The sequence below is a fragment of the Epilithonimonas lactis genome, assembly GCF_900110605.1.
In the GTDB taxonomy this organism is placed as follows: Bacteria; Bacteroidota; Bacteroidia; order Flavobacteriales; family Weeksellaceae; genus Epilithonimonas; species Epilithonimonas lactis.
On the sequence record NZ_FOFI01000003.1, the window covers coordinates 575,283 to 597,685 of the forward strand.

Genomic DNA, 22,403 nt, shown 5'->3' on the forward strand with positions numbered 1-22,403 from the left:
TTGATATTTAAACTTTTAATTCTTAATAAATTTCTGAACCACATCAGTTCCTTTGATCTTCAACAGATAAACGCCTTTGTTGAGTTTGGAAACATTGATCATATTATTATTTGAATTGATATTGGATTCAGAAACCTTCCTACCTTCCAGGCTGTAGATCTCTGCAGTTTCTGTCTTTTTGAAATCCATAACAACCGTCAGGTTCTCATTTGCAGGGTTTGGATAAACTGCCACCGAATTTTTATTGATATCAGACACAGCCAGGGTGATACATTCGTATGCCGGCATTGTGTAACCAGTCGTCGTCATCTCTTGAGAAATGATTGCGACATCATCACAAGTGAAGCCATAAGTTCCAACCATATCTATAGCCGCTTGTCTTACTGCAATCGCTGCTGTCTGTTGGTTTGCAGAGGAATTGGTCATAGCAAGACCCTCCAGAAAGATGCGATCTGTTTTATCTTTACCTATTTTATCATAGATCTTCATCAGCGTTGTAGCCCATATCTGTCCGTCTCTATGGATATTCGCAGTATTGCTAATACTTGAGGTATATTTTGTGGGATAGTTAGTAATACGTCCAGCCCAACATTCATTATGACCGTCCCAGCCGAACACCCAATTGTAATGAGCTTCAGTTGGCGCCCATTGATTTAGACTTCTGCTGTAAGACATGGCCCAGTAATCGCCAGATCCTTCACCCAATCCTTGTGAAGAAGAAGATTTAAGCCCCGTGACCCAATAGTGAATGGCGTGACCGAACTCGTGCAAAACAACATCTGTATCTTCTGCATCATCTACACAGCCTTCTCCAAAAGCCAGTCGCTGTGAACTGGGAATAAAATGCGAATTGTCATCGCCACCCACTCCATGCGGGTCGAAAAGCAAAATCCCGTTGTTCAAAGTGGATTTACAAACAATGCCTAAAGTTTCATTGATGTAAGCCATACTTTTATCCAAATGATAAAAGGCATTCACAGCTTCAAAACCTTGTTCATTCCTATTAAAAAGGAAATTGGGAGTAGCTTGAGAAAAAAGACCGGTGGCCGGCGATTCGAAATCGGCAACTTGTACATACTTACTTTTCAAGCTATACGTTCCATTAGTTAAGGTAATATCGGACAGCGTCACCAGACTTCTGGCTGCATCCAAACTGGCATTGGTCGCATCATTATTATCCACATAATCTCCACCATAGGCTACATGCGCCACAGATAAAGGATTAGGATTGAAGATATACGCTGTTCCCGCAGCTTTAACTTCGGCAGGTTTATTTATTGTTTTTTTCTTTGGTTTATCTTTATGATAATTGGCAATATCCAAAACTCTGATGACCTCTCCGGAATGTGCATCTACCATTATTTCCCAGTCTCCAGGTGTATCAAAAGAATTGATGATCACCCTATGAACTAACTTGGTTTCTCCTTCTTCTGTGACGAATACATACAGGTCATTTTCCTGGTGGGTAATCTCACCTTTAATTTCAGCCGCAATTTTTGCTTTATCAAAAGCATCGGTCTTACTATAGGTAGGATGGGTATCTAATTGTTTTAATTTTTTTGAAACAGACACTTCTGTCCCGAATGTAACTTCTCCTCGGTTATTAAAATGGACAGCAATATCGCCTTCGTATACAGGAACTCCATTGATATCTTGTTGAAATCTCAACGTTTCTCCAGACAAACTTTTTCGGGAGGATTTAAACTCAAAATGATCTTTTGAAGCAGTTCCAATTTTGTTAGAATTTGCAGAGATCCAATCTCTCGCTTTCGATTCAAGTGTTGTCGTTTGAGCATACATTGTAGAAAAGGTCAATGCAAAGCTCGCAACAAAAAAGTTGATTTTTAAATTCATAAGTATTTCTTTTAATTCCTTTGCAAATTAATATTTTTTTATCAAATTATTAATTTTAAAATTAAAAAAAAATAACATTTTAAATGATTATCATAAAATGATTATCATGAAATAATTAATTTAAAATTATAATGTTTTTAGAAGATTTACAACTCCCGAATATTCCGAAAGGTCAGATTAATCCGAGGTTTCATTGGTCTGGCAGATTTGGGAATCCGATGCTCCCAATTGGTTTGCAAATCACCTTTCATAATGAGCAATGAGCCGTGCTGAAGTGGCAACGTATATTTGTTCTGATGATTGTCCTTCTTTCGAAAATCAAAATTCCGCACTTGCCCGAAGCTCACTGACGCAATCACAGGGCGATTTCCCAATTCACTTTCCTTGTCGCGATGCCAGGCCACAGAATCGTTTCCGTCTCTGTAAAAATTAAGCAAGACAGAATTGAATTGATGACCAGTCAATTTCTGAATTTTATATTTCAAGCCTAAAAGCTCTGGCGTCCAGGCATTCACACTGAATTCATTGCCTCCCAAATGATACGATTTTTCATCGTCGCCGTACCAAGCAGTCAGGCGTGGCGTCAAAACTTCTCTGTCAAACATTTTCTGCGTTCGCTGTTTCCACGGAACCGTTTCTATGAGTATCTTTTCAATTTCCGTTGCTCTTTCTTCAGACAAAAAATGTTCGGTATAATCCAATAACTCGGTCGGAAATTGGTAATATTCGCCTGCATCAAACAAACTGAGCTGCATATCTGTACTGTACATTTTTAAAATTTATTTGGAATTCGAAACCTTGTTGTCCAACGCTTTGATATCTTTTCGGATTTCCAAAAACATATCTTTCAAATTATAATTATCAAAATTATCGGGCTCAAAATCCTCAGGAAAAATCCCCGACGCATATTGCCAGATTTCCACAATCTCACTCAACGGAATCTCATAGGGCTTGTAAAAAGAATTGTCCGCCGAAACCTCGATGGCTCTTTTCTTTTGACCTTTGAATCGTTTGTAGGAAATCCCGTCGTTCAAAGTCACGAAAATGTAACTTTTATTGATTTTCAAATCCTCAATATCTTCCACATACTTTCCAATGATGAACGAACCATCTTTGAAAGGAGGCATAGAATCGCCTTGCGCAGCGAAAGCCCGATATTTCCCATTCGTCAAAAAAGGCAATGAAATCCGCTGAAGACTTTCGATATATTCCGGGTCGCTGTAACCTGACAAATATCCCATCGACGCCTTTTGAGGAATGATTTCGATGCTGTTGTTTCCCAAATTATCTACGATGATTGGCAGTACGATTCTGTTGTCCGGCAGATTCATCATTTCTTCCAAAGGATATTTTCTGATGTCCACCGTCAAAAGCAAATCGATGCTAATATGGAAGAATTTCGACATCGTGATAAGCACGTCATACGGCGGTTCGGAACGGCCATCTTCGTAAGAAACGTACCGCGACCTTGTGATAATTAAGGTGTCTGCCAACTCTTGCTGAGTCGTCATTTTCTTTGCTCTTAAAAACCTGATGTTATCTGAAAAAATTGACATTGTTATAATTTGTAACAACAAATATAATCATTTTGTTTTAAAATGTAACTAATTTTGTCACGTGAATCGAGCAATTGTACATATGGATTTGGATACATTTTTTGTATCCTGCGAAAGACTGAACCACTCAGAACTCAACGGAATCCCTCTGATAATCGGTGGTGGCGACCGTGGCGTGGTGGCTTCTTGCTCGTATGAAGCGCGAAAATTTGGGGTGCGTTCTGCGATGCCGATTAGAATGGCACTTAGACTTTGCCCAGATGCAAAAGTAGTCAAAGGCGATTATGAGAATTTCTCTAAAATGTCTCATTTGGTAACCGAAGTGATTCAGGATAAAGTGCCGTTGATGGAAAAAGCGAGCATTGATGAATTTTATCTCGACCTTACCGGAATGGATAAATTTTTTGGCTGTTATCAATGGACCAAAGAAATTGCATCAGCTGTAAAAAATGAAACTGGATTGCCTATAAGTTTTGCGTTGTCGAATAACAAAACCGTTTCAAAAATCGGAACGGGAGAATCTAAACCTGAAGGTAAATTTCAAATCAGAGAAACAGAAATTCAGCCTTTTTTAAATCCGCTTTCTGTCAAAAAAATTCCGATGGTTGGGGATAAAACATTTCAACTTCTTTCGAGGATTGGTGTACGAACGATTCACACACTTTCCGAAATGCCCGTTTTGGTGCTTCAACAAATGATTGGCGCGAACGGAAAAGAACTTTGGAAAAAAGCAAACGGCATTGATGAAAATCCCGTCGTTCCCTACTCAGAGAAAAAATCGATTTCTTCAGAACGAACTTTTGCAACGGATTCCATTGATGTTTTGGAAATAAAAAGATTGATTTCGGGAATGGCAGAGAAATTAGCCTATCAATTAAGGCAGGAAAAATGGCTGACTTCCACGGTTGTCATCAAAATCCGATATTCCAATTTCGATACGGAAACCAAGCAACACAAAATCGCTTACACATCTGCCGACCACACGTTGTCCAGAGTGGCGCTGGAACTTTTCAACAAAGTTTATACGAGGAGAATGCGAATCAGACTCGTTGGTTTGCGCTTCACAGATTTGGTTCACGGCAATCACCAGATGAATCTTTTTGAAGACACCGAGGAGCAAATGAGCCTTTATCAAACGATGGATTATCTTAAAAACCGATTCGGAAAAGACGCGCTTGGACGAGCGTCTGGATATGATTTCGGTAAATAATTTTTTAAAATTTTAATTAAATGTATCTCAACTGTCATTCTTATCACAGTCTTCGTTACGGCACTTTATCGGTTCAAAATCTGGTAGAGCAAGCTTCAGAACTTGGAATCAAAACATTGGTTTTGAGCGATATTAATACGGTGACCGCCATTTATGATTTCAAAAAAGAATGTGAAAAAAAAGGAATCAAACCGATTGCAGGCATTGAAGTGAGAAAAGAAAATCGACTACTTTACATTGCAATTGCAAAAGAATTCAGCGGAATTGGAGAAGTGAATAAGATTTTAACTGAACATAATTGCGACGGCGTTGAACTTTCTGAAACGGCACCAAATTACAATCAAGTATTTGTCATTTATCCAATTCAAAATATTCCTGAAACTCTGAAAGAAAATGAATTCATCGGAATCCGAGAAGAGGAATTGAATCTGTTGATTCGGCCGGAATTTAAAGATAAAATAAACAAAATGGTTGTCCTTCAACCTATCACCTTCAGCACAAAAAAGGAATATAATCTTCATCGAATCCTGAGAGCGATTGACGGCAATACTTTGATTTCTAAACTTTCTGAAGATGAGATTTGCAGAAAATCGGAACATTTCAAACCGGAAATTAATTTAATAAAATCATTCGAGCAATATCTTGCAATCATTAATAACACAAAAAAAATTCTCGCCGAATGTAGTTTTGAATTTGATTTTAAAAAAGTAAGAAACAAACAGTCCTACACAAAATCAAAGAAAACAGATGTAAAAATGCTCAGCAGATTAGCGTATTTGGGATTAAAAAAAAGGTACGGTTCGAATCACGAAGAAGCCAAGAAAAGAGTTGAGAAAGAACTTAAAGTTATTGATGACCTTAATTTTTGTTCTTATTTCCTAATTACTTGGGATATTGTTCGCTACAGCAATCGGATGGGTTTTATGCACGTTGGAAGAGGTAGTGGAGCTAACTCCATTGTGAGTTATTGTCTTGGAATCACAGACATCTGTCCAATAGAACTCGACCTTTATTTTGAAAGGTTTCTTAACCTTAACAGAAAATCACCACCTGATTTTGACATCGATTGGAGCTGGCAAAACAGAGATGACATCTTAATGTATATTTTTAAACGATACGGAAAAGATTATGTGGCTTTTTGCGGAACTAATGTAGAATTTAAATATAAATCAATTTTTCGTGAAGTAGGAAAAGCATTTGGTTTGCCCAAAGAAGAGTTAGACGATTTGGCTGAGAAACCTATGGAAAACCACGACAGAAATTCCATTGTAAAACTTGTTCATCAATATGGAAAATTGATGGAAAAATTTCCAAATCAGCGGAGTATGCACGCTTGTGGGATTTTAATTTCTGAAGAACCAATCACCAATTTCACTGCTCTAGAAATGCCACCGAAAGGATTTCCTATTGCTCAATTTGATATGGATGTTGCAGAAGATATGAGACTCGAAAAACTCGACATTCTCTCTCAACGAGGTTTAGGAACAATCAATGACACCGTAGAATTAATCAAAAAAAACAGAGGAATTGAGATTGACATTCGGGACACTTCTATTTCTAAGGACGAATCTGTTTGCAATGAATATTTAGCGATTGGCAAAACAATCGGCTGTTTTTACATCGAAAGTCCTGCAATGCGTGGACTGCTGAGAAGATTGAAATGTGACAATTACAGAACTTTGGTGGCCGCTTCCTCCATCATTCGACCCGGCGTGGCGCAAAGTGGAATGATGCGGGAATATATTTTCCGGCACAATCATCCCAACCAATTTGAATATTTTCATCCTGTTTTTGAGGAAAACCTGAAGGAAACTTACGGCATTATGGTCTATCAGGAAGATGTGATTAAGATTGCCCAATATTTTGGGGGACTTTCTCACGCGGATGGTGACATTTTGAGACGGGCGATGAGTGGAAAGGAACGTTCAATTCAGAAATTGAATGAGGTTAAAGTCAACTTTTTTGAATCCTGCAAAAAAGAAGGACATTCGGAGCAAATGACGACGGAAGCTTTCCGGCAAATTCAATCTTTTGCAGGCTATTCTTTTTGTAAGGCGCATTCGGCTTCTTATGCGGTGGAAAGTTACCAGAGTTTGTATTTGAAGGTCTATTATCCGTTGGAATTTATGGTTTCGGTTATCAATAATCAAGGTGGTTTTTATCGGACAGAAGTTTACATCCACGAAGCGAGAATGTCAGGCGCTGATGTCCAAAATCCTTGCGTGAACAACAGCGAATATCAGACGATTTTGAAAGGAAAAGAAATCTATCTGGGTTTTATGGTTTTGCAATCGCTGGAAACTAAAATCGCTCAAATCATTTCTGAAGAACGGGAGAAAAATGGCGATTACAAATCTTTGGAAAACTTCATCAAACGCATTCCGATTGGGATTGAAACCATTCAAACCTTGATTTTCATCGGTGCTTTCAGATTTACGGGAAAACCTAAAAATGAACTTTTAGTGGAAGCGAGATTGTTATTAATCAATTATAAAATCGAAAACAGAAGTATCGCTCTTTTCGATGAACCGGCCAATGACTTTAAACTTCCTGAACTGAAACGAGAACAGTTTGAAGATGCTTTTGATGAAGTTGAGATTATTGGATTTCCTGTTTCGTGCAGTCCATTTGATTTGTTACAAACCAAATTCAGAGGGAATGTTTTTGTAAAAGACTTACTGAAGTTTCATAAAAGCCAAGTGAAAATGCTGGCTTATCTGATTTCCAGGAAACACGTTCCTACGAAAAAGGGTGCGATGTTTTTCGGAACTTGGGTTGATGTGAATGGTGATTATTTTGATACCGCTCATTTTCCGGATAGTTTGGAAAAATATCAATTTCAGGGTGGCGGTTGTTATCTTTTGCTGGGAACGGTGGAAGTGGATTATCATTTCCCGACCATCACGATTCATAAAATGGCGAAGATGCCGATGATTCCTGACCCGCGTTATGCTTATGACAAAGAAAAGCAGTACGATGTCCACAAGCAAATCAGAGAAGATGTCAGTATGACGTCCCGAAAACCCTATCCACAGGCACACGAGATTAATTTACCGAGGCAGAAGTTTAATTAGTAATTTAATATTTCTACATACCTGTTATCATTGATTATCAAACGATTCTATCACATAACGGATGGGCATTTTGAAAGGTGCAGAAAAATAAGACCGAAGACGCAACTAAAAAATAAACCACGACTTTTGGCAATACAATGTTATGAACTTTTTTTATTCAATATTTTTACCAAAAGCAATAAATGTCAATTTTGCATCCTTAACAAAGTCTTGCCAAGTCATATTTTCAGCATAATTTTCGTTTTGCAATTCAAAATAATATTCAGAAGGTTTTTTGTTTCTATAAAATTCATTCTCAAGAGTTTCATACAATGTCTCATTATATGGAAACACCCAAATTCTGAATCTTCTTGTTGCTTTGTTCGGATTTAATAGTAATAATTCTTCAATGCAACAAATCGATATTCTGCTATCACCACTGATTTCTTTTGGATTCAATAATCCTCTTTCAATTATTGATAATCCCTTAAAATCAATTCCTTTGAATTTGATAGTTTCTGAATTGTTTAGAATGACCTTATTATTTTTGGATTTTACATTTGAGATTTTATAGTTGATATTTTGAATTTGTTGATGATCAGCATTTTCAAAGATGATTTTGGCCGTTTTATATTTTTCATCATTTAATGATTCTGTTTGAGCAAAAAGATTTAGCGGACATAATATTATAAAAACTGTAAAAATACTTATTTTCAAAAAATATCCCATAGCTCATATTTTTCACGAAGTTTATTCAAGGCTTCTTTAGCTGGGACAAAATCTTTTTTATCAGATTTCAATCTTTCATCCAAGACTTTTTTCTGCTCTTCTGAGAGTTTAAAATCATCTTGTTTTTTATCATAATTGGCTCCAATACTTTCTAAAAACTTTTGAAAAAAATACTTTTTCTCATCTGAAATAGACACGTTATAAGAAATCATATTATAAAATTTTTAGATTAAAAATTGTTCTTGGTTTCATTTTGTATAACGAAATTAAATATAATATTTTTAGCTGACAAGTATTGAATTTTGAAAATGGTGATTGACAAATTACAGAAAACAAAAAAACGACCGCCAAAGCAATCGTTTTAATTTATACTATTTCGGAACTGAGTCCTTTATCTAATAATGCCTGATGCATTGGTTTTAATTTTTCCAAAGCACCTGTTTTTACGGTGCATTTTCCTTTGTAATGAACGAGCATTGTACATTGCTCTGCTTGTTCCAAAGTGTGTTCACAGATCTCGATCAAACATTCGATCACGAAATCAAAGGTGTTGACGTCGTCGTTGTGGAGGACAATTTTATAGACTTCGTCTTCCATCTCCAAAACCGCTACTTCATCTTCGGACTGGCGTTTTGGTTCGTCATAAGATCTGTTATTATAGATTTTCATAACGTTGATTTTTTTATTCAGTGATCTCGTCTGTTATATCTTCCAAAAATGGTTTCTCGTATAAAAGCTCGACCAACTCTACACTTTTGTTTTGCATTTTCAAGATCTTGAAATGGTAATTACCATAATCGAATTCCTGATTTTCTTCCGGTATATCCTGTAATTCGTTCAAGATAAAGCCTGCAAGCGTGTTGTATTCACCTTCTTCAGATGGCGGAATATTCTTCGGAAGCTGCTCATTGATCTCGTCCAATGGTTGCGTTGCTTTTACCCAATAGATATTTTCGCCCACCTTGTCTACGATCTTTTCTTCCTCGTCTTCCTCATCTTGGATCTCTCCAACCAATTCTTCCAGAATATCTTCAAGTGTAATGATCCCTTCCGTTCCACCAAACTCATCGATGACGATTGCCAAATGCTGTTTCTTCAATTGGAAAACTTTCAGAAGATCTGATATTTTTTTGCTGCCGACCACAAAGAATGCTTCTCTCATAAAGCCTCTCAGACTTTCGTGGGAAACTTGTCCTTTGCTTTTGATATATTCTCTAATGATCTCCTTCGTGTAGAAAATCCCGATAATATTATCAATCGAACCTTCGTAAACAGGAATACGGGAATAACCGCTTTCCATAATTTGGTTGATGATATCTTCCGGATCATCATTGATATCGATGGATGAGATATTCTGTCTGGTGATCATGATCTGCTTTGCATTGTGATCTGTAAAATCGAATGCATTTTTAATGATCTCGTAGTTTTCTTCTTCAATTTCGCCACTGTCTGCCGATTGTTTTACCAACAATTGCAATTCCTCTGTTGAGTGAATATCGTGTTCCGAAGCTGGAAATATTTTGATTAATTTCAAGAACGCGTTGGACAATGAATTCATCAACCAAATAAATGGTCGGAAGACATTATAAAAAACGTGCAATGGATAAGCGATGAAAAGCGTTGTCGCTTCTGACTTTCTGATGGCAATTGATTTAGGGACCAATTCTCCGAAGACGATGTGCATGATCGTGATCAGCAAGAAACTACAAACTACAGAGATGGTGGTTACCGTTGCCGCTGCCAATTCTATGTTCAAAGAATGGAAAGTTGCTTCGATGATGTGATGCAAGGCACTCTCTCCTACCCAACCTAAGGCAAGGGAAGCGAGTGTGATCCCCAGCTGTGTTGCTGAGAGATAGGCATCAAGATTCTTGATGATGTTTTCGGCTTGTTTGGCCACTGCATTCCCTTCAGCCGCTTTGATCTGGATTTGGGAATAACGTACTTTTACTATCGAAAATTCGGCGGCTACAAAGAAGCCATTCAGAAGAACTAGAAATAATGCTATAAGAAGTTTGACTAAACTATCAGAATCCATTTAATGTTGTATATACAATCTGTGCAAAGATAGATATTTTTTTTAACTTCGAAATGAGATGTTAGAATGAGATAAACCACCCCGTCAAAAAATCTTCGAATTTTTGAATCCCCTCCAAGGGAGGGGAATTTTTAAGAACAACAATGTGTTTTTATGTTGAAGTGTGTTTTATGTTGAAGCTGCAGCCCGACTTGAGTGGAGCTCTTTTTTGGAGTGGGAAAAGCGTGGGCAAAAAAAGCGGGAACGGAAGGCGGAAAAGCTGCCATAAAAACAATAAATAGGTTTCGACGAATGTCTAAATAGCTGCCCAAATAAAATACTTCAATTGGTACAAACTGCCCTAAATAATAAAAAGCACTGAAGTTTGACCCTCAATGCTTTTTATAACTAACTACTAACTTTAACTTTATCTTTATTAACTGTTCTTGAGCGCTTCTGCTCCGGAAACAATTTCTAATATTTCGTTGGTGATGGCTGCCTGTCTTGCTTTGTTGTAGAAGATTTTTAAATCACTTCTAAGCGCGTCTGCATTGTCGGTCGCCTTGTGCATTGCTGTCATCCTTGCACCGTGCTCTGATGCTACGGAATCTAGAATGGCTTTGAAGATCTGAGTCTTGATGGATTTTGGGATCAAAACGTCCAGGATCTCTTTTCTGCCCGGTTCGAAGATATAATCTACATTGATATCTGCTGAACCAGCTTTCTCTTCTGTTGCTGATGAAATTGGCAAAACCTGCTCTGTCACTACCTCCTGCGTTGCTGCGTTGATAAACTTGTTGTAAACAACATAGACTTTATCAAATTTGCCGGCTTTGAAGTCTGACATTACTTTCTCCGTCATATTGGAAACGTGATCGAAAGAAAGATTGTCGAAAAGTGAACTGTGGTTTTCGTAAACGGTTTTGTTTCTTCTCACCGCATCGAAGGCTTTTTTACCAACTGTCAAAACTTCTATCTCCGTGTTTTCGTTTGCAGAAAACTGGATGTTAAGTTCTTTGATCACAGATGAGTTGAAAGCTCCAGCCAAACCTCTGTTGGAAGTCACGGTGATGAAAAGTACTTTTTTCACTTCTCTTTCCAATGCAAATTCCGAGATGTTCTCTGCATCAGACGCCGCACTTACATTCTGTATGATCTCCTGAAGTTTTTCAGAATAAGGTCTTAGCATTACGATCGCATCTTGCGCTTTCTTCAGTTTCGCAGCGGAAACCATCTTCATAGCGCTTGTGATCTGCATCGTAGAAGATATAGATGTAATCCTGCCTCGTATTTCTTTTAAGTTTGCCATTCTAAGGATTCAAAATTTAATATTCCGAATTCAAAATCTTGAACTTTGAATTCGGAATTTTGAATTAATTTTAGTTGTATTTCGCAGAAAGTTCTGTCGCTACTTGCTTCAAAACGCCAGTCAATTGATCATCAATTTTTCCGGATTTAAGAGCAGCCATTACTTCTGGATGTTTGTTTTTCAAGAAGTCCACATATTCAACCTGGAATTCTTTCACCTTTTTGATAGGGATGTTTCTCAATAGATTCTCAGTTCCTGCGTAGATCATCGCTACTTGGTTTTCTACCGGAAGTGGAGAGTTAACCGGTTGCTTCAAAAGCTCCACGTTTCTTTCTCCTTTTGAGATCACTGCCATTGTAGCAGCATCCAAGTCAGAACCGAATTTTGCAAACGCTTCCAATTCTTTATATTGAGCCTGGTCAAGTTTTAATGTACCAGAAACTTTTTTCATTGATTTGATCTGTGCATTACCACCAACTCTGGATACAGAGATACCAACGTTGATCGCCGGACGAACTCCTGAGTTGAAAAGGTCTGTCTCCAAGAAGATCTGACCATCTGTAATAGAGATTACGTTTGTTGGGATATAAGCAGAAACGTCACCAGCCTGAGTTTCGATAATTGGAAGTGCTGTCAAAGATCCACCACCTTTTACGATCGGTCTTAGAGATTCTGGCAAATCGTTCATTTGAGAAGCGATTGTGTCATCAGCAATTACTTTTGCCGCTCTTTCCAATAGTCTGGAATGAAGGTAGAAAACGTCACCTGGATAAGCCTCACGTCCCGGTGGTCTTCTCAATAGTAGAGAAAGCTCACGGTAAGCAACCGCTTGTTTTGAAAGATCATCATAAACGATCAAAGCTGCACGACCAGTATCTCTGAAATACTCACCGATAGATGCACCTGCCATTGCAGAATAAACCTGCATTGGAACCGGGTCAGAAGCGTTAGCCGCAACGATCACCGTGTAAGCCAGCGCCCCTTTGTCTTCTAATGTCTTAACGATCTGTGCTACAGTTGAAGCTTTTTGCCCAATTGCAACATATATACAATATACTGGTTGCCCAGCATCATAAAATTCTTTTTGATTGATAATGGTATCGATAGCCACAACTGTTTTACCAGTTTGTCTATCACCAATGATCAACTCTCTTTGTCCTCTTCCTACAGGGATCATAGAGTCGATAGCAACGATACCAGTTTGAAGTGGCTCTGTTACCGGCTGACGGAAGATAACTCCCGGCGCTTTTCTTTCCAATGGCATCTCGTAAAGTTCACCTTGGATAGGTCCTTTACCGTCGATAGGATTACCTAGAGTATCTACAACTCTACCAAGCATTCCTTCACCAACTTTGATAGAAGAGATTCTGTTTGTTCTTTTTACAGTATCACCTTCTTTTACCAATTTGGACTCACCAAGAAGTGCAACACCAACGTTATCTTCTTCAAGGTTAAGTACGATACCTTCTACACCAGCTTGGAATCTTACCAATTCTCCGTATTGCACATTTTCCAAACCGTAAACACGGGCAATACCATCACCGATGGTTAATACAGTTCCAACTTCTTCTACGTTAGATTGAGTATCGAAATTTGCTAATTGCTGCTTCAGTATCGCTGATACTTCTGCCGGATTTATTTCTGCCATTATATGGTTGTTTTTTCTTAATTAAGTTGAAATTCTTTTTTGATATTGCCCAGTTTTGTTCTTACTGATGCATCGATCTGCTGATCTCCCACTCTCAGGATATAACCTCCCAAGATCTCTGGTTTTACAATCGTTTCCAAGTCATAGTTGGAAACATTTACCATTTTGGAATCAGTAATAATCTTCTGAATATTTTCTTGCGACAAAGGAGAAGCTGTTACCAAAGAGATACGTTGTGTACCTTTGATGTCTTCTACTTTATTGATGAATTCCTGAGCGATATTTCTAAGCTGAGATTCTCTGCCTTGTTTGATGACCAATCTAATGATGTTCTTCGAAACTGGAGAGAAATCTTTGAAGATCTCCAAAGCGATCGCTTCTTTCTTTTTTGCATCAATGATCGGCGTATTCACAAATTGATTCAGTTCTTTTGAAGAAGACATGATTTTCACAATATCCTTCATCTCACCGAAAACAGCATCTGTGTTACCAGACTCCTGCGTGAAGTCCAATAGACCTTGAGCGTATCTTTTAGCTACTTTAGATGTTAACATCCTGATTAGTTAAGGTTAGATTTGTTAAGAATATTTTCTACCAAAGCGTTTTGAGCGCCATCGTTGTCCAATTTCTCTTTAAGGATATTTTCAGCGATGCTTACAGACAAAGTTCCGATCTGAGTTTTGATATCTGCCATTGCAGCATTTTTTTCAGTTTGGATAGATTGTCTTGCTGCTTCGATCATTTTTTCGCCTTCAACTTTAGCGCTGTCTTTAGCTTGATTTACGATCTTATCTTTCATATCTCTAGCTTCTTTCAAGATACCATCTCTTTCAGCTCTAGCCTCACGAAGGATTCTTTCGTTATCTTCTTTCAACTGTGCCATTTCTTGTTTAGCCAATTTAGCTTGATTAAGAGCATCGATGATAGATGTTTCTCTCTCGTCTATTGATTTAAGAATTGGTTTCCAGGCAAACTTTCCCAATACAAAAAGTAAGAACAAGAAAATGATCGTCTGAATGATAAATAATCCTGATGAAAACTGATGAAGTAATTCCATTATATAGTTAGATTAAGTTTTTTAAATTTTTAAATTAAACATTGTTGCAACCAACCGTTGCAACAATGTTTTAGTTTTGTTTGGGGGCTTAAGATGCGAACAACGCAGCAAAAGCAACACCTTCTACCAATGCAGCAGCAATAAGCATAGCAGTTTGGATCTTTCCAGATTGTTCTGGTTGTCTAGCGATTGCTTCAAGAGCAGCCGCACCGATTTTTCCAAGACCGATACCTACACCAATAACGATAAGTCCGCTACCAATAATTTTAGGAATTTCCATAATATATAATTTAAAAAATTGTTTTTATAATTTTAATTAATGAGCGTGATCGTGCTCATGTTCTTCTACTGCCATTCCGATGAACAAAGCTGAAAGCATTGTAAATACATAAGCCTGTAAGAATGCAACCAATACCTCTAGCAAATAAATTACGAAAGTCAAGAAAGGAAACGCTACTCCTGCAATCCAGTTTTCGAAGATATAAATAGACCCGATCAATGTCATTACAACGATGTGACCTGCTGTCATATTTGCGAAAAGACGAATCATTAAGGCAAATGGCTTGGTCAAAGTTCCCAATATCTCAATCGGCATCATAATAAACTTCATTGGCACAGGAACGCCTGGCATCCAGAAGATATGCTTCCAGTAATCTTTAGACCCTGAGAAAGTGGTGATCAAATAAGTAATGATCGCCAAAGAAAAAGTAATTGCAATATTACCCGTTACGTTAATTCCGAAAGGCATCAAACCTAAAACATTTAACAACAAGATAAAGAAAAATACTGTTAACAGGTAACCCATAAATCTCTTGTACTTATGCCCAATGTTTGGAATCGCAATATCATCTCTAATGAAAATAATAAGTGGCTCAAGAAATTTTGCAGCACCAGTAGGCACCAAAGATTTTTTGTACGATCTAGCCATTCCACCGAAAACTACTATCAACAAAACCGTCACCAATAAAAGAGTCAAAACACTTTTAGTAATGGACAGATCCAATACTCTCTTTTCAGTTGGATGATGATCTTTATCTAAAGTCAAAGTTCCTTTAGAGTCTGTTCTGTAGATCTTTTCGTGGTTGAGCGTATAGAATTTACCATCACTTTCTACTGGAGAACCGTGGATAAACTCGTGGCCATCTACCCCTTTCGTATTACTCATAAAAGTATGGAAACCTTCATCGTAAATGATAATTGGTAAAGGAAAACCAATATGATGACCGTCTTTAACCATCAAGGCAACATCGTGAGCATCCAAAATATGATGATCTACGAATTCTTTAACCTCTTGAGTTCTCTCTTCTTTTCCAGAAAGTTCAGAAGTTTCAGCTACAGGTTTACCGTGTTGATTTTCAGCGGTTTCGTGTTGTGCGAAAGCTGTTGTAAACATGAATAAACTGTAAAATAAAATTGCCGTTTTCTTTAACATCGGTACATTTTTTTTTCGTTTTGCAAAAATAGACTATTTTTTTGCTTTTGAAGAATTAATTTACTGTTTTTTATCATAATTAATTAACTGTATTGCATAATAGGTAAGCAACGCAGTTAGAATAAAATATGGGATGATAAAATGGAATTTGAAATTCGGGATTTCATCGAAATGAAGCTTGTTTTTAATAAGATACATCAATCCAAACTTCACTGTAATGAGTCCTAGGACAGACATTCCCAAGAATTGCGGAACTGTTCTGTTGATGATCAAAAGCAACGTTATCATCATCATAAAAATGACGCTTAAGAAGAGATAAAACTTGATGATCGTGACTTCATCCAGATGGAAAACGAACTTCCATATGGCGAAATGAATAATGAATGTCAGGAAAAATACAACACTGATAACAATATTACTTTTGTTCTTCATTTTCTTCTTTATTTAAAATTTCGAGACGTTTAAGCGTTGTGTACAGTGCAAGACAAAGTCCGCTGAGTCCAATGACCAAAACCAAAACATTGGAGCCAGTTTCGAAATACAGATCCAACTGATGTCCGCCCCAAAATGAGATCCCGATGATGAACAACATCTGGAAAACCACGGAAGAATATTTCCCATATTTCCGCAATGCACTTGAAGGATTGTTTTGCTTGTCTTCCAAAATTTGATTTTTGCAAAAGTAAGGAAAGTATTTGTATTTGAGTTTTGAACGCAAAGTCTGCAAAGATTTTTTTTTCATTACTGAAAATATGTTCAAGTTCACAAAAGGTGCTTCGCTATGCAGTGGATAAACCATCAACTTTGTCATTCCGTAGGAATCTCTACCATTTAGATTGATTTCGTCGAACCACTTCGTTTGGTTTCCTACGGAATGACAATACTGGGTTAATGGTGATTTTTTAATTGGTAATGAAAATCGCAGCCCGGCTTGAGCGGAAATCCTTTTTTGCGGCTGGAAAAGCATAGGCAAAAAGATTGGGAGCGGAAGACGGATAAAGCTGCCCAAACCTTCAGGTTCGACGGAGTCAAATAAAAGAAATGATAAATGATGATCGATAAGTGATGGATGAGTCTATTTCCTTTGTTTAAATTTTCTTATTTTTGCAACCTTAATATATTACACAAAGTTATGTTCAACAGTTTACAAGATAAGCTAGATAAGGCGCTTCATAATATTTCCGGTCGCGGAAAGATCTCTGAGATCAACGTTGCAGAAACTGTAAAAGAAATCCGACGTGCACTCGTAGATGCCGATGTGAACTACAAAGTTGCAAAGGACCTGACGAAACGCGTGCAAGATAAAGCGCTGGGACAAAACGTTCTGACGTCTCTTACGCCGGGACAATTGATGACGAAGATCGTTCACGACGAGTTGGTGGATCTGATGGGTGGAAGCCAAGAAGGCATCAACCTTTCCGGGAAACCTAGCGTTATTCTAATTGCTGGACTTCAAGGTTCCGGTAAAACGACGTTCTCTGGAAAATTGGCGAATTACCTGAAACAAAAACGAAGCAAAAAACCACTTTTAGTAGCTTGTGACGTTTACAGACCTGCCGCAATCGACCAGTTGAAAGTCCTTGGTGGACAGATCAATGTTGAAGTTTACACAGAACTTGAAAATAAAAATCCAACTTCTATCGCATCCAACGCCATCAACTATGCAAAATCGAATGGTTTTGATACGGTGATCGTGGATACGGCGGGACGTTTGGCAATTGACGAGCAGATGATGATCGAGATCAAGTCTGTTCATAGCACGATCCAGCCGAATGAAACTTTGTTTGTTGTAGATTCTATGACAGGTCAGGATGCGGTGAATACGGCGAAAGCTTTTAATGATACGCTAAACTTTGACGGTGTTGTCCTTACGAAATTAGATGGTGATACACGAGGTGGAGCTGCTTTGACAATCCGTTCTGTTGTAGAGAAGCCAATCAAATTTATCTCAACTGGAGAAAAAATGGAAGCCTTGGATCTTTTCTATCCGGAAAGGATGGCGGACAGAATCCTGGGAATGGGAGATGTTGTCTCCTTGGTGGAAAGAGCTCAAGAGCAATTTGATGAAGAGGAAGCGAAAAAACTTCATAAGAAGATTGCCAAGAATGAATTTGGTTTTGATGATTTCTTGAAGCAGATCAATCAGATCAAGAAGATGGGTAATATGAAGGACCTAATGGGCATGATCCCAGGTGTTGGGAAAGCGATCAAAGATGTGGATATCAATGACGATGCTTTCAAACACATCGAAGCGATCATCCACTCTATGACGCCGGATGAGAGAAGAAGACCTTCTATCATTAATGTTTCAAGAAAACAGAGAATTGCGAAAGGTGCTGGAAGAAAATTGGAAGATGTGAACGCCTTGATGAAGCAATTTGACCAAATGGGAAAAATGATGAAAATGATGCAAGGTCCACAAGGTAAACAAATGATGCAAATGATGAGCAAAATGCCGAATATGCCAGGAATGGGCGGTGGATTGTTTGGGAAATAGGAATCTCACTTAAATATAACAAAACCTCAGAATATTTTTCTGAGGTTTTATTTTATCTGTTTTTCAAAAGTAGCCACATTGTTTTATTGGACACCCTGGTCCCTTTGCTTGTGTAGGAATAAACGACCCAATACGAGTCTGAAGGCATCAATATATTATTGACCTTGCCATTCCAAAAATAATCTTTTGTGTGGGTGAAAAGCAATTTACCATATCTGTCATATATCTTGAGATCGATATCCTGATATACATTGAGCAAGGAATAATTCCAAACATCATTGAAACCATCGTTATTTGGTGAAAAGGCATTTGGCAATGTCACTGACTCCGGCACGACGGCAGGTCTTACAAGAACAACTTTTTTGATGATGTAACAACCTTGTTGATTTGTAACTCTTATATAAATCTCATTAAGTGGTTCTGAGAAATTGGACAAAAGATCTTTTAACTGATTTAATTCTTTCTCAGCATCTGGCAATGTAGGATAGAAATCGAAGGTTTCACCATTTTCATTATTGATTGCAGTGTACAGATCAAAATAATAAGTGTCTTCCAAATAGGATTTTGGCTGAAGTTCGGATTTAACGTCTGCGATTGGATTGGGAAGCACATTGAAAGTGGCTTTATAAACCTCATAATATCCATCAGTCGCTGTTAACTTGTAGATCAATCTATCTGCACCTGCAAAAGTATCATTTATTTTTACGACTACTTTTCTGTCCTTAATTTCTGAACTACCGTTGTTTGGTTGTGTCAGAATTTCTAATTTAGAAAAAACATAGCCAGGCATTGTAAATTTGGGCTCAATCTCGAAAGTATGACAAACATTTCCAATGTTAACTTCATAAACATTATAGGGGCAATTTGGAATAAAAACAGGTGTTGTGGTAAAGCTGAATCCAAGATATGTGACCACGCATTGGTAATTCCCTTCTAAAGTTGGTTGATATTCAAAATTTGTAGCGCCTGAAATATCAACACCATTAAGTTGCCATTGAAAACTTACAAAAGAGGTATTGCTCAATTTCAGAAAAACACCTTCTTGGATGCAATTTCCATTAACTAAAATATAAGGATCATTAGAAAATCCTGTGTAACTGCTAGCGTAGCCAGTGTATTGGAATCCGCCTACAAGATCAACATTCAAATCCTTATCCGACTGTATTTCTACATCTCCAGAAATTGGCACTACCGTGTAATATCCCCAACCAGCTTTTCCAATAATGGGCGATGGATTGGAAAGTAATGCACCATTAACTTTAACATTGGCATCAATTCGTGTTTTCACAGATAATTTTGACTGGCCAGTGTATGTCCCAATTTTTTGTACTGAGGGTACTACAATTGTATTACTAAGTTTTTGTTGCGGTTTTGGGAAGTATTCTTTATCCAATGGGTACGAAAAAGTCATTCCACTGGAATCATACGTGACGTCTCTAGCCCCTCTCACAACTCTAAAGTCATATCCACCAATCATTTGATATAGATAGATTGGTTCAGATGATCTAATATACATTCCTTTTGTAGGAATATCTCGAGGCTCTTCGTTTGTAAAAATTGGTTGAGTGCCGCCTAAGAAGCGGTAATTATTGTAAGGTCCGATATAATGTTCGCCTTCATTCAAAGTCACTGCAGGTATGCTCTCATCATTGAAGTAAATCTTAGTATTATTTTTTGTGGCGACAATCAAAGACTTCTCCATACCTTTTTCTGAAATGGTCATTCCATTTACAAGGAAATATTCTTTTCCAATTTTGTCAGTAGGGACATTCTGATCGATATTAATATTACCACTGATCTCACCAATATCTTGGCTAATGAAATTACCATTGTTGACAACAATTGGTTTATCTGAAGTGATCTTAGCTCCAATAAAATTGGGATCCCAGTCGTCAAGAATGACTGGAGGATTTGGATTGTCTTCTTTGCGTGCGACAACAATGTATGATTGATCTTTGTCGAGTGTGATATTCAGTTCATCACTTTTGTCGCCATTGATGAACACAAGATTGGAATTGTAACCAGAAAGTTTTATGTGTGTATTGTCTTCAGTTGCCATAATGGAGGTCTGGTAATTCATTCCTTTAGGATCATTACCATACAAAATAATCTGATCCATGACAACGAAGAACTCTTTGCCTAATGCGCTTTTTCCCTTCGAAGCGATTATTTCACTTTTACATCCAGATCTACATCCAGCAAATCTGAAACTCGCATAGAAGCTTTTTTCTCCAGAAAGGTGCAATCCCATGGAAGAAGGCTTCATTGTTCGCAGAACCGTTGATGCTTCCAACATTCCAGATATTGCATATGAATAGGTTGCAGGCTTGGTTCTGGAAATATTTACAACAGCAATCTCTACATTATTGTTATAAATTTTTACAGGAAACTCTTCCTCTTTGTCTGTCGAAAGATAAAGGCTGAGAGAAGAAATATCATTAGGGGATGTTCTGAAGTAAGGAGGAAACCAATGCTCTAGATCCAACTGTCCGAATAATGGCACTGTTCCTGACAGTAAAAGTAGTATTGTAAGTAACCTGTAAAGCATTACCAAAAATACAAAAAAAAGAGACTGCTTTCGCAGTCTCTTTAATTATATTAATGTTTTGGATATTAATTTACATCCCAGAACAATTTAGTGGTAGCTTCGTCACCTCCAATTTTGGAAGCAGCAGCATTTACATTATCCTTATTAAGAAGATATTCTTGATCAGAATATGGCATTCTTACCGGAAGACCTTCCAATTGGTTGTTTGGAGGCAAGATCAAAGTTGGAGAATCAAGTCTTCTTGTAAATAACCAAGAAGCAAAACCTCTGTTGAAAAGAGCAATCCATGCTTCTTCTCCAATTGATTTTTTCCAAGTAGCCGCGTTGTATGGATTTGCAGCTAAGTAAGCTGCAGTATCTGCTGCAGACACATTACTCTCTGCCATAGATGCTGTAATTGCCTGATTGTAGAAACTTTCCGCTGTACCACCTACTGAATAACCTCTTTGAGCTGCTTCAGCTCTTAAGAATAGAACCTCTGTATAGCTTAATAGATTTGCAGGTGCATTATTTGCTAAGAAGAAATCACTCAACTGAGAGAAGTTAGCAAATGAATTAAGAGTTCCAAAAACACCACCGTTAAAGCCACCGTCTACTTTTGTAAACCATACCTCTCTTCTTGGATCATTTTTAGAGTTCATCAAATTTGTAACCAAATTCGTAGGCAAGAAATCTTGTCTTCCAGATGCTACCAAGTCATCATAAACAGGATTGTTGAATGTACCTCCTGCGAATTTCAAACTGAAAGATTCTGACTCAGAAGAAATAACGCCACTTGTAATAGCAGACTCAGCAGCCGCTTTAGCAGCAGCACCGTCAGTATCAGCAAGATTCAACGCCAATCTTAATTTGATAGAGTTAGCCAAATGTTTCCATTTTGTCATATCACCACCGTAAACAAGATCTCCTGATGTGTAACCTGCTTCAGATGCATTAATTGAAGCAACAGCTGCATCAATTCTGCTAAGCAAACTAGTATAGATAGACTTTGCATCATCATATTTTGGAGAGAACTGTTGCTCTGAAGATTTTAAAGCTTCAGTGTAAGGAATATCTCCATAAGTATCAACCAAAGTTTCCCAAACTGCAATTTGAGAAATCTCAAGAGTAGCTAGTTTATTTTGCTTAGAAACGGCAGTACCTCCTTCTTCTACTAAGTTTTTCTTAGCTGTTTCGAAGTTATTTAGAGAGTAAACATACATTCTATTCCAATTATTACGAGGCTGCACTCTAGTAACCAGGTTATAGTTTGTTTCGTCTGTATAAGTAGTCTCTGTCCACTGCTGTGTGAAAAATCTAAAATTATTAAAGTTTACACTTCCTGTAAATGTATAATAGAAGAACTGCTGTTGTCCCATTGCCAATAGATTCTGCGATGGCAAAGCCTCGGGCTGTTTTGGGTTATCGTTAAGAGAAGTGAACTCTCTTTCACAAGATGTTAAGCTGATAGCAGCGAGAACACCAATTGTTAATATATTAAATATCTTTTTCAT

General features: G+C 37.6%; 20 protein-coding genes. 3 read left to right on the plus strand and 17 right to left on the minus strand.

Annotated features, from left to right (window positions below; translation table 11 throughout):
* Positions 1-15: 15 nt before the first annotated feature.
* The 3 genes from BMW39_RS12275 to BMW39_RS12285 form a co-directional block, all read right to left on the minus strand.
* Positions 16-1,854 carry a T9SS type A sorting domain-containing protein gene (locus tag BMW39_RS12275; protein ID WP_051879927.1) on the minus strand — a complete coding sequence of 613 codons (1,839 nt, stop codon included), beginning with the start codon at positions 1,852-1,854 and terminating at the stop codon, positions 16-18.
* 146 nt (positions 1,855-2,000) lie between these two features.
* Positions 2,001-2,624: an alpha-ketoglutarate-dependent dioxygenase AlkB family protein gene (locus tag BMW39_RS12280; protein ID WP_245750483.1), complete on the minus strand. Its 624-nt coding sequence runs from the start codon at positions 2,622-2,624 to the stop codon at positions 2,001-2,003.
* Between the two features lie 9 nt (positions 2,625-2,633).
* Complete coding sequence (locus BMW39_RS12285; protein ID WP_034975822.1) at positions 2,634-3,410, minus strand: XRE family transcriptional regulator; 777 nt, start codon at positions 3,408-3,410, stop codon at positions 2,634-2,636.
* A gap of 61 nt (positions 3,411-3,471) precedes the next feature.
* Here BMW39_RS12285 and dinB point away from each other — a divergent pair, with 61 nt between their 5' ends.
* The gene (gene dinB, locus BMW39_RS12290) at positions 3,472-4,620 is read left to right on the plus strand and encodes a DNA polymerase IV (RefSeq protein WP_034975823.1); all 1,149 of its coding nucleotides are present in this window, start codon (positions 3,472-3,474) and stop codon (positions 4,618-4,620) included.
* 20 nt (positions 4,621-4,640) lie between these two features.
* The gene (locus tag BMW39_RS12295) at positions 4,641-7,694 is read left to right on the plus strand and encodes a DNA polymerase III subunit alpha (protein ID WP_034975825.1); all 3,054 of its coding nucleotides are present in this window, start codon (positions 4,641-4,643) and stop codon (positions 7,692-7,694) included.
* A 153-nt stretch (positions 7,695-7,847) separates the two neighbouring features.
* Here BMW39_RS12295 and BMW39_RS12300 read toward each other — a convergent pair whose 3' ends face one another.
* The 12 genes from BMW39_RS12300 to BMW39_RS12355 form a co-directional block, all read right to left on the minus strand.
* Complete coding sequence (locus tag BMW39_RS12300; protein WP_034975827.1) at positions 7,848-8,402, minus strand: hypothetical protein; 555 nt, start codon at positions 8,400-8,402, stop codon at positions 7,848-7,850.
* A complete protein-coding gene (locus BMW39_RS12305) occupies positions 8,387-8,614 on the minus strand; it encodes a hypothetical protein (RefSeq protein ID WP_034975829.1) in 228 nt (75 codons plus the stop codon). Before BMW39_RS12305 ends, BMW39_RS12300 begins: the two co-directional genes overlap by 16 nt.
* A gap of 154 nt (positions 8,615-8,768) precedes the next feature.
* The gene (locus BMW39_RS12310) at positions 8,769-9,071 is read right to left on the minus strand and encodes an ATP-dependent Clp protease adaptor ClpS (RefSeq protein WP_034975831.1); all 303 of its coding nucleotides are present in this window, start codon (positions 9,069-9,071) and stop codon (positions 8,769-8,771) included.
* Between the two features lie 13 nt (positions 9,072-9,084).
* The gene (locus tag BMW39_RS12315; protein WP_034975833.1) at positions 9,085-10,440 is read right to left on the minus strand and encodes a hemolysin family protein; all 1,356 of its coding nucleotides are present in this window, start codon (positions 10,438-10,440) and stop codon (positions 9,085-9,087) included.
* 415 nt (positions 10,441-10,855) lie between these two features.
* Positions 10,856-11,728, minus strand: a complete 873-nt coding sequence (gene atpG, locus BMW39_RS12320; RefSeq protein WP_034975835.1) for an ATP synthase F1 subunit gamma — start codon at positions 11,726-11,728, stop codon at positions 10,856-10,858.
* A gap of 70 nt (positions 11,729-11,798) precedes the next feature.
* Positions 11,799-13,376, minus strand: coding sequence for a F0F1 ATP synthase subunit alpha (gene atpA, locus BMW39_RS12325; protein ID WP_034965218.1), 1,578 nt, complete (start codon positions 13,374-13,376; stop codon positions 11,799-11,801).
* Positions 13,377-13,393: 17 nt separating this feature from the next.
* Positions 13,394-13,930 (minus strand): ATP synthase F1 subunit delta, encoded by a 537-nt coding sequence (atpH, locus tag BMW39_RS12330; RefSeq protein ID WP_034975837.1) that lies wholly within the window; start codon positions 13,928-13,930, stop codon positions 13,394-13,396.
* Between the two features lie 5 nt (positions 13,931-13,935).
* On the minus strand, positions 13,936-14,436 hold the full coding sequence (locus BMW39_RS12335) for a F0F1 ATP synthase subunit B (protein WP_221406039.1): 501 nt from the start codon (positions 14,434-14,436) through the stop codon (positions 13,936-13,938).
* Positions 14,437-14,521: 85 nt separating this feature from the next.
* Positions 14,522-14,713 (minus strand): ATP synthase F0 subunit C, encoded by a 192-nt coding sequence (gene atpE / locus BMW39_RS12340; RefSeq protein ID WP_034975839.1) that lies wholly within the window; start codon positions 14,711-14,713, stop codon positions 14,522-14,524.
* A gap of 36 nt (positions 14,714-14,749) precedes the next feature.
* Positions 14,750-15,865 (minus strand): F0F1 ATP synthase subunit A, encoded by a 1,116-nt coding sequence (gene atpB, locus BMW39_RS12345; protein WP_034975840.1) that lies wholly within the window; start codon positions 15,863-15,865, stop codon positions 14,750-14,752.
* 60 nt (positions 15,866-15,925) lie between these two features.
* Complete coding sequence (locus BMW39_RS12350) at positions 15,926-16,297, minus strand: hypothetical protein (protein WP_034975841.1); 372 nt, start codon at positions 16,295-16,297, stop codon at positions 15,926-15,928.
* The gene (locus BMW39_RS12355; RefSeq protein ID WP_034975842.1) at positions 16,281-16,832 is read right to left on the minus strand and encodes an AtpZ/AtpI family protein; all 552 of its coding nucleotides are present in this window, start codon (positions 16,830-16,832) and stop codon (positions 16,281-16,283) included. The genes BMW39_RS12350 and BMW39_RS12355 overlap by 17 nt, the downstream gene beginning before the upstream one ends.
* 165 nt (positions 16,833-16,997) lie before the next feature.
* On the opposite strand from BMW39_RS12355, the gene ffh reads away from it, so the two are divergent.
* On the plus strand, positions 16,998-18,362 hold the full coding sequence (gene ffh, locus BMW39_RS12360; RefSeq protein WP_034975844.1) for a signal recognition particle protein: 1,365 nt from the start codon (positions 16,998-17,000) through the stop codon (positions 18,360-18,362).
* A gap of 52 nt (positions 18,363-18,414) precedes the next feature.
* Here ffh and BMW39_RS12365 read toward each other — a convergent pair whose 3' ends face one another.
* The gene (locus BMW39_RS12365; RefSeq protein WP_034975846.1) at positions 18,415-20,910 is read right to left on the minus strand and encodes a T9SS type B sorting domain-containing protein; all 2,496 of its coding nucleotides are present in this window, start codon (positions 20,908-20,910) and stop codon (positions 18,415-18,417) included.
* A gap of 65 nt (positions 20,911-20,975) precedes the next feature.
* Positions 20,976-22,403 carry a SusD/RagB family nutrient-binding outer membrane lipoprotein gene (locus tag BMW39_RS12370; protein WP_034975848.1) on the minus strand — a complete coding sequence of 476 codons (1,428 nt, stop codon included), beginning with the start codon at positions 22,401-22,403 and terminating at the stop codon, positions 20,976-20,978.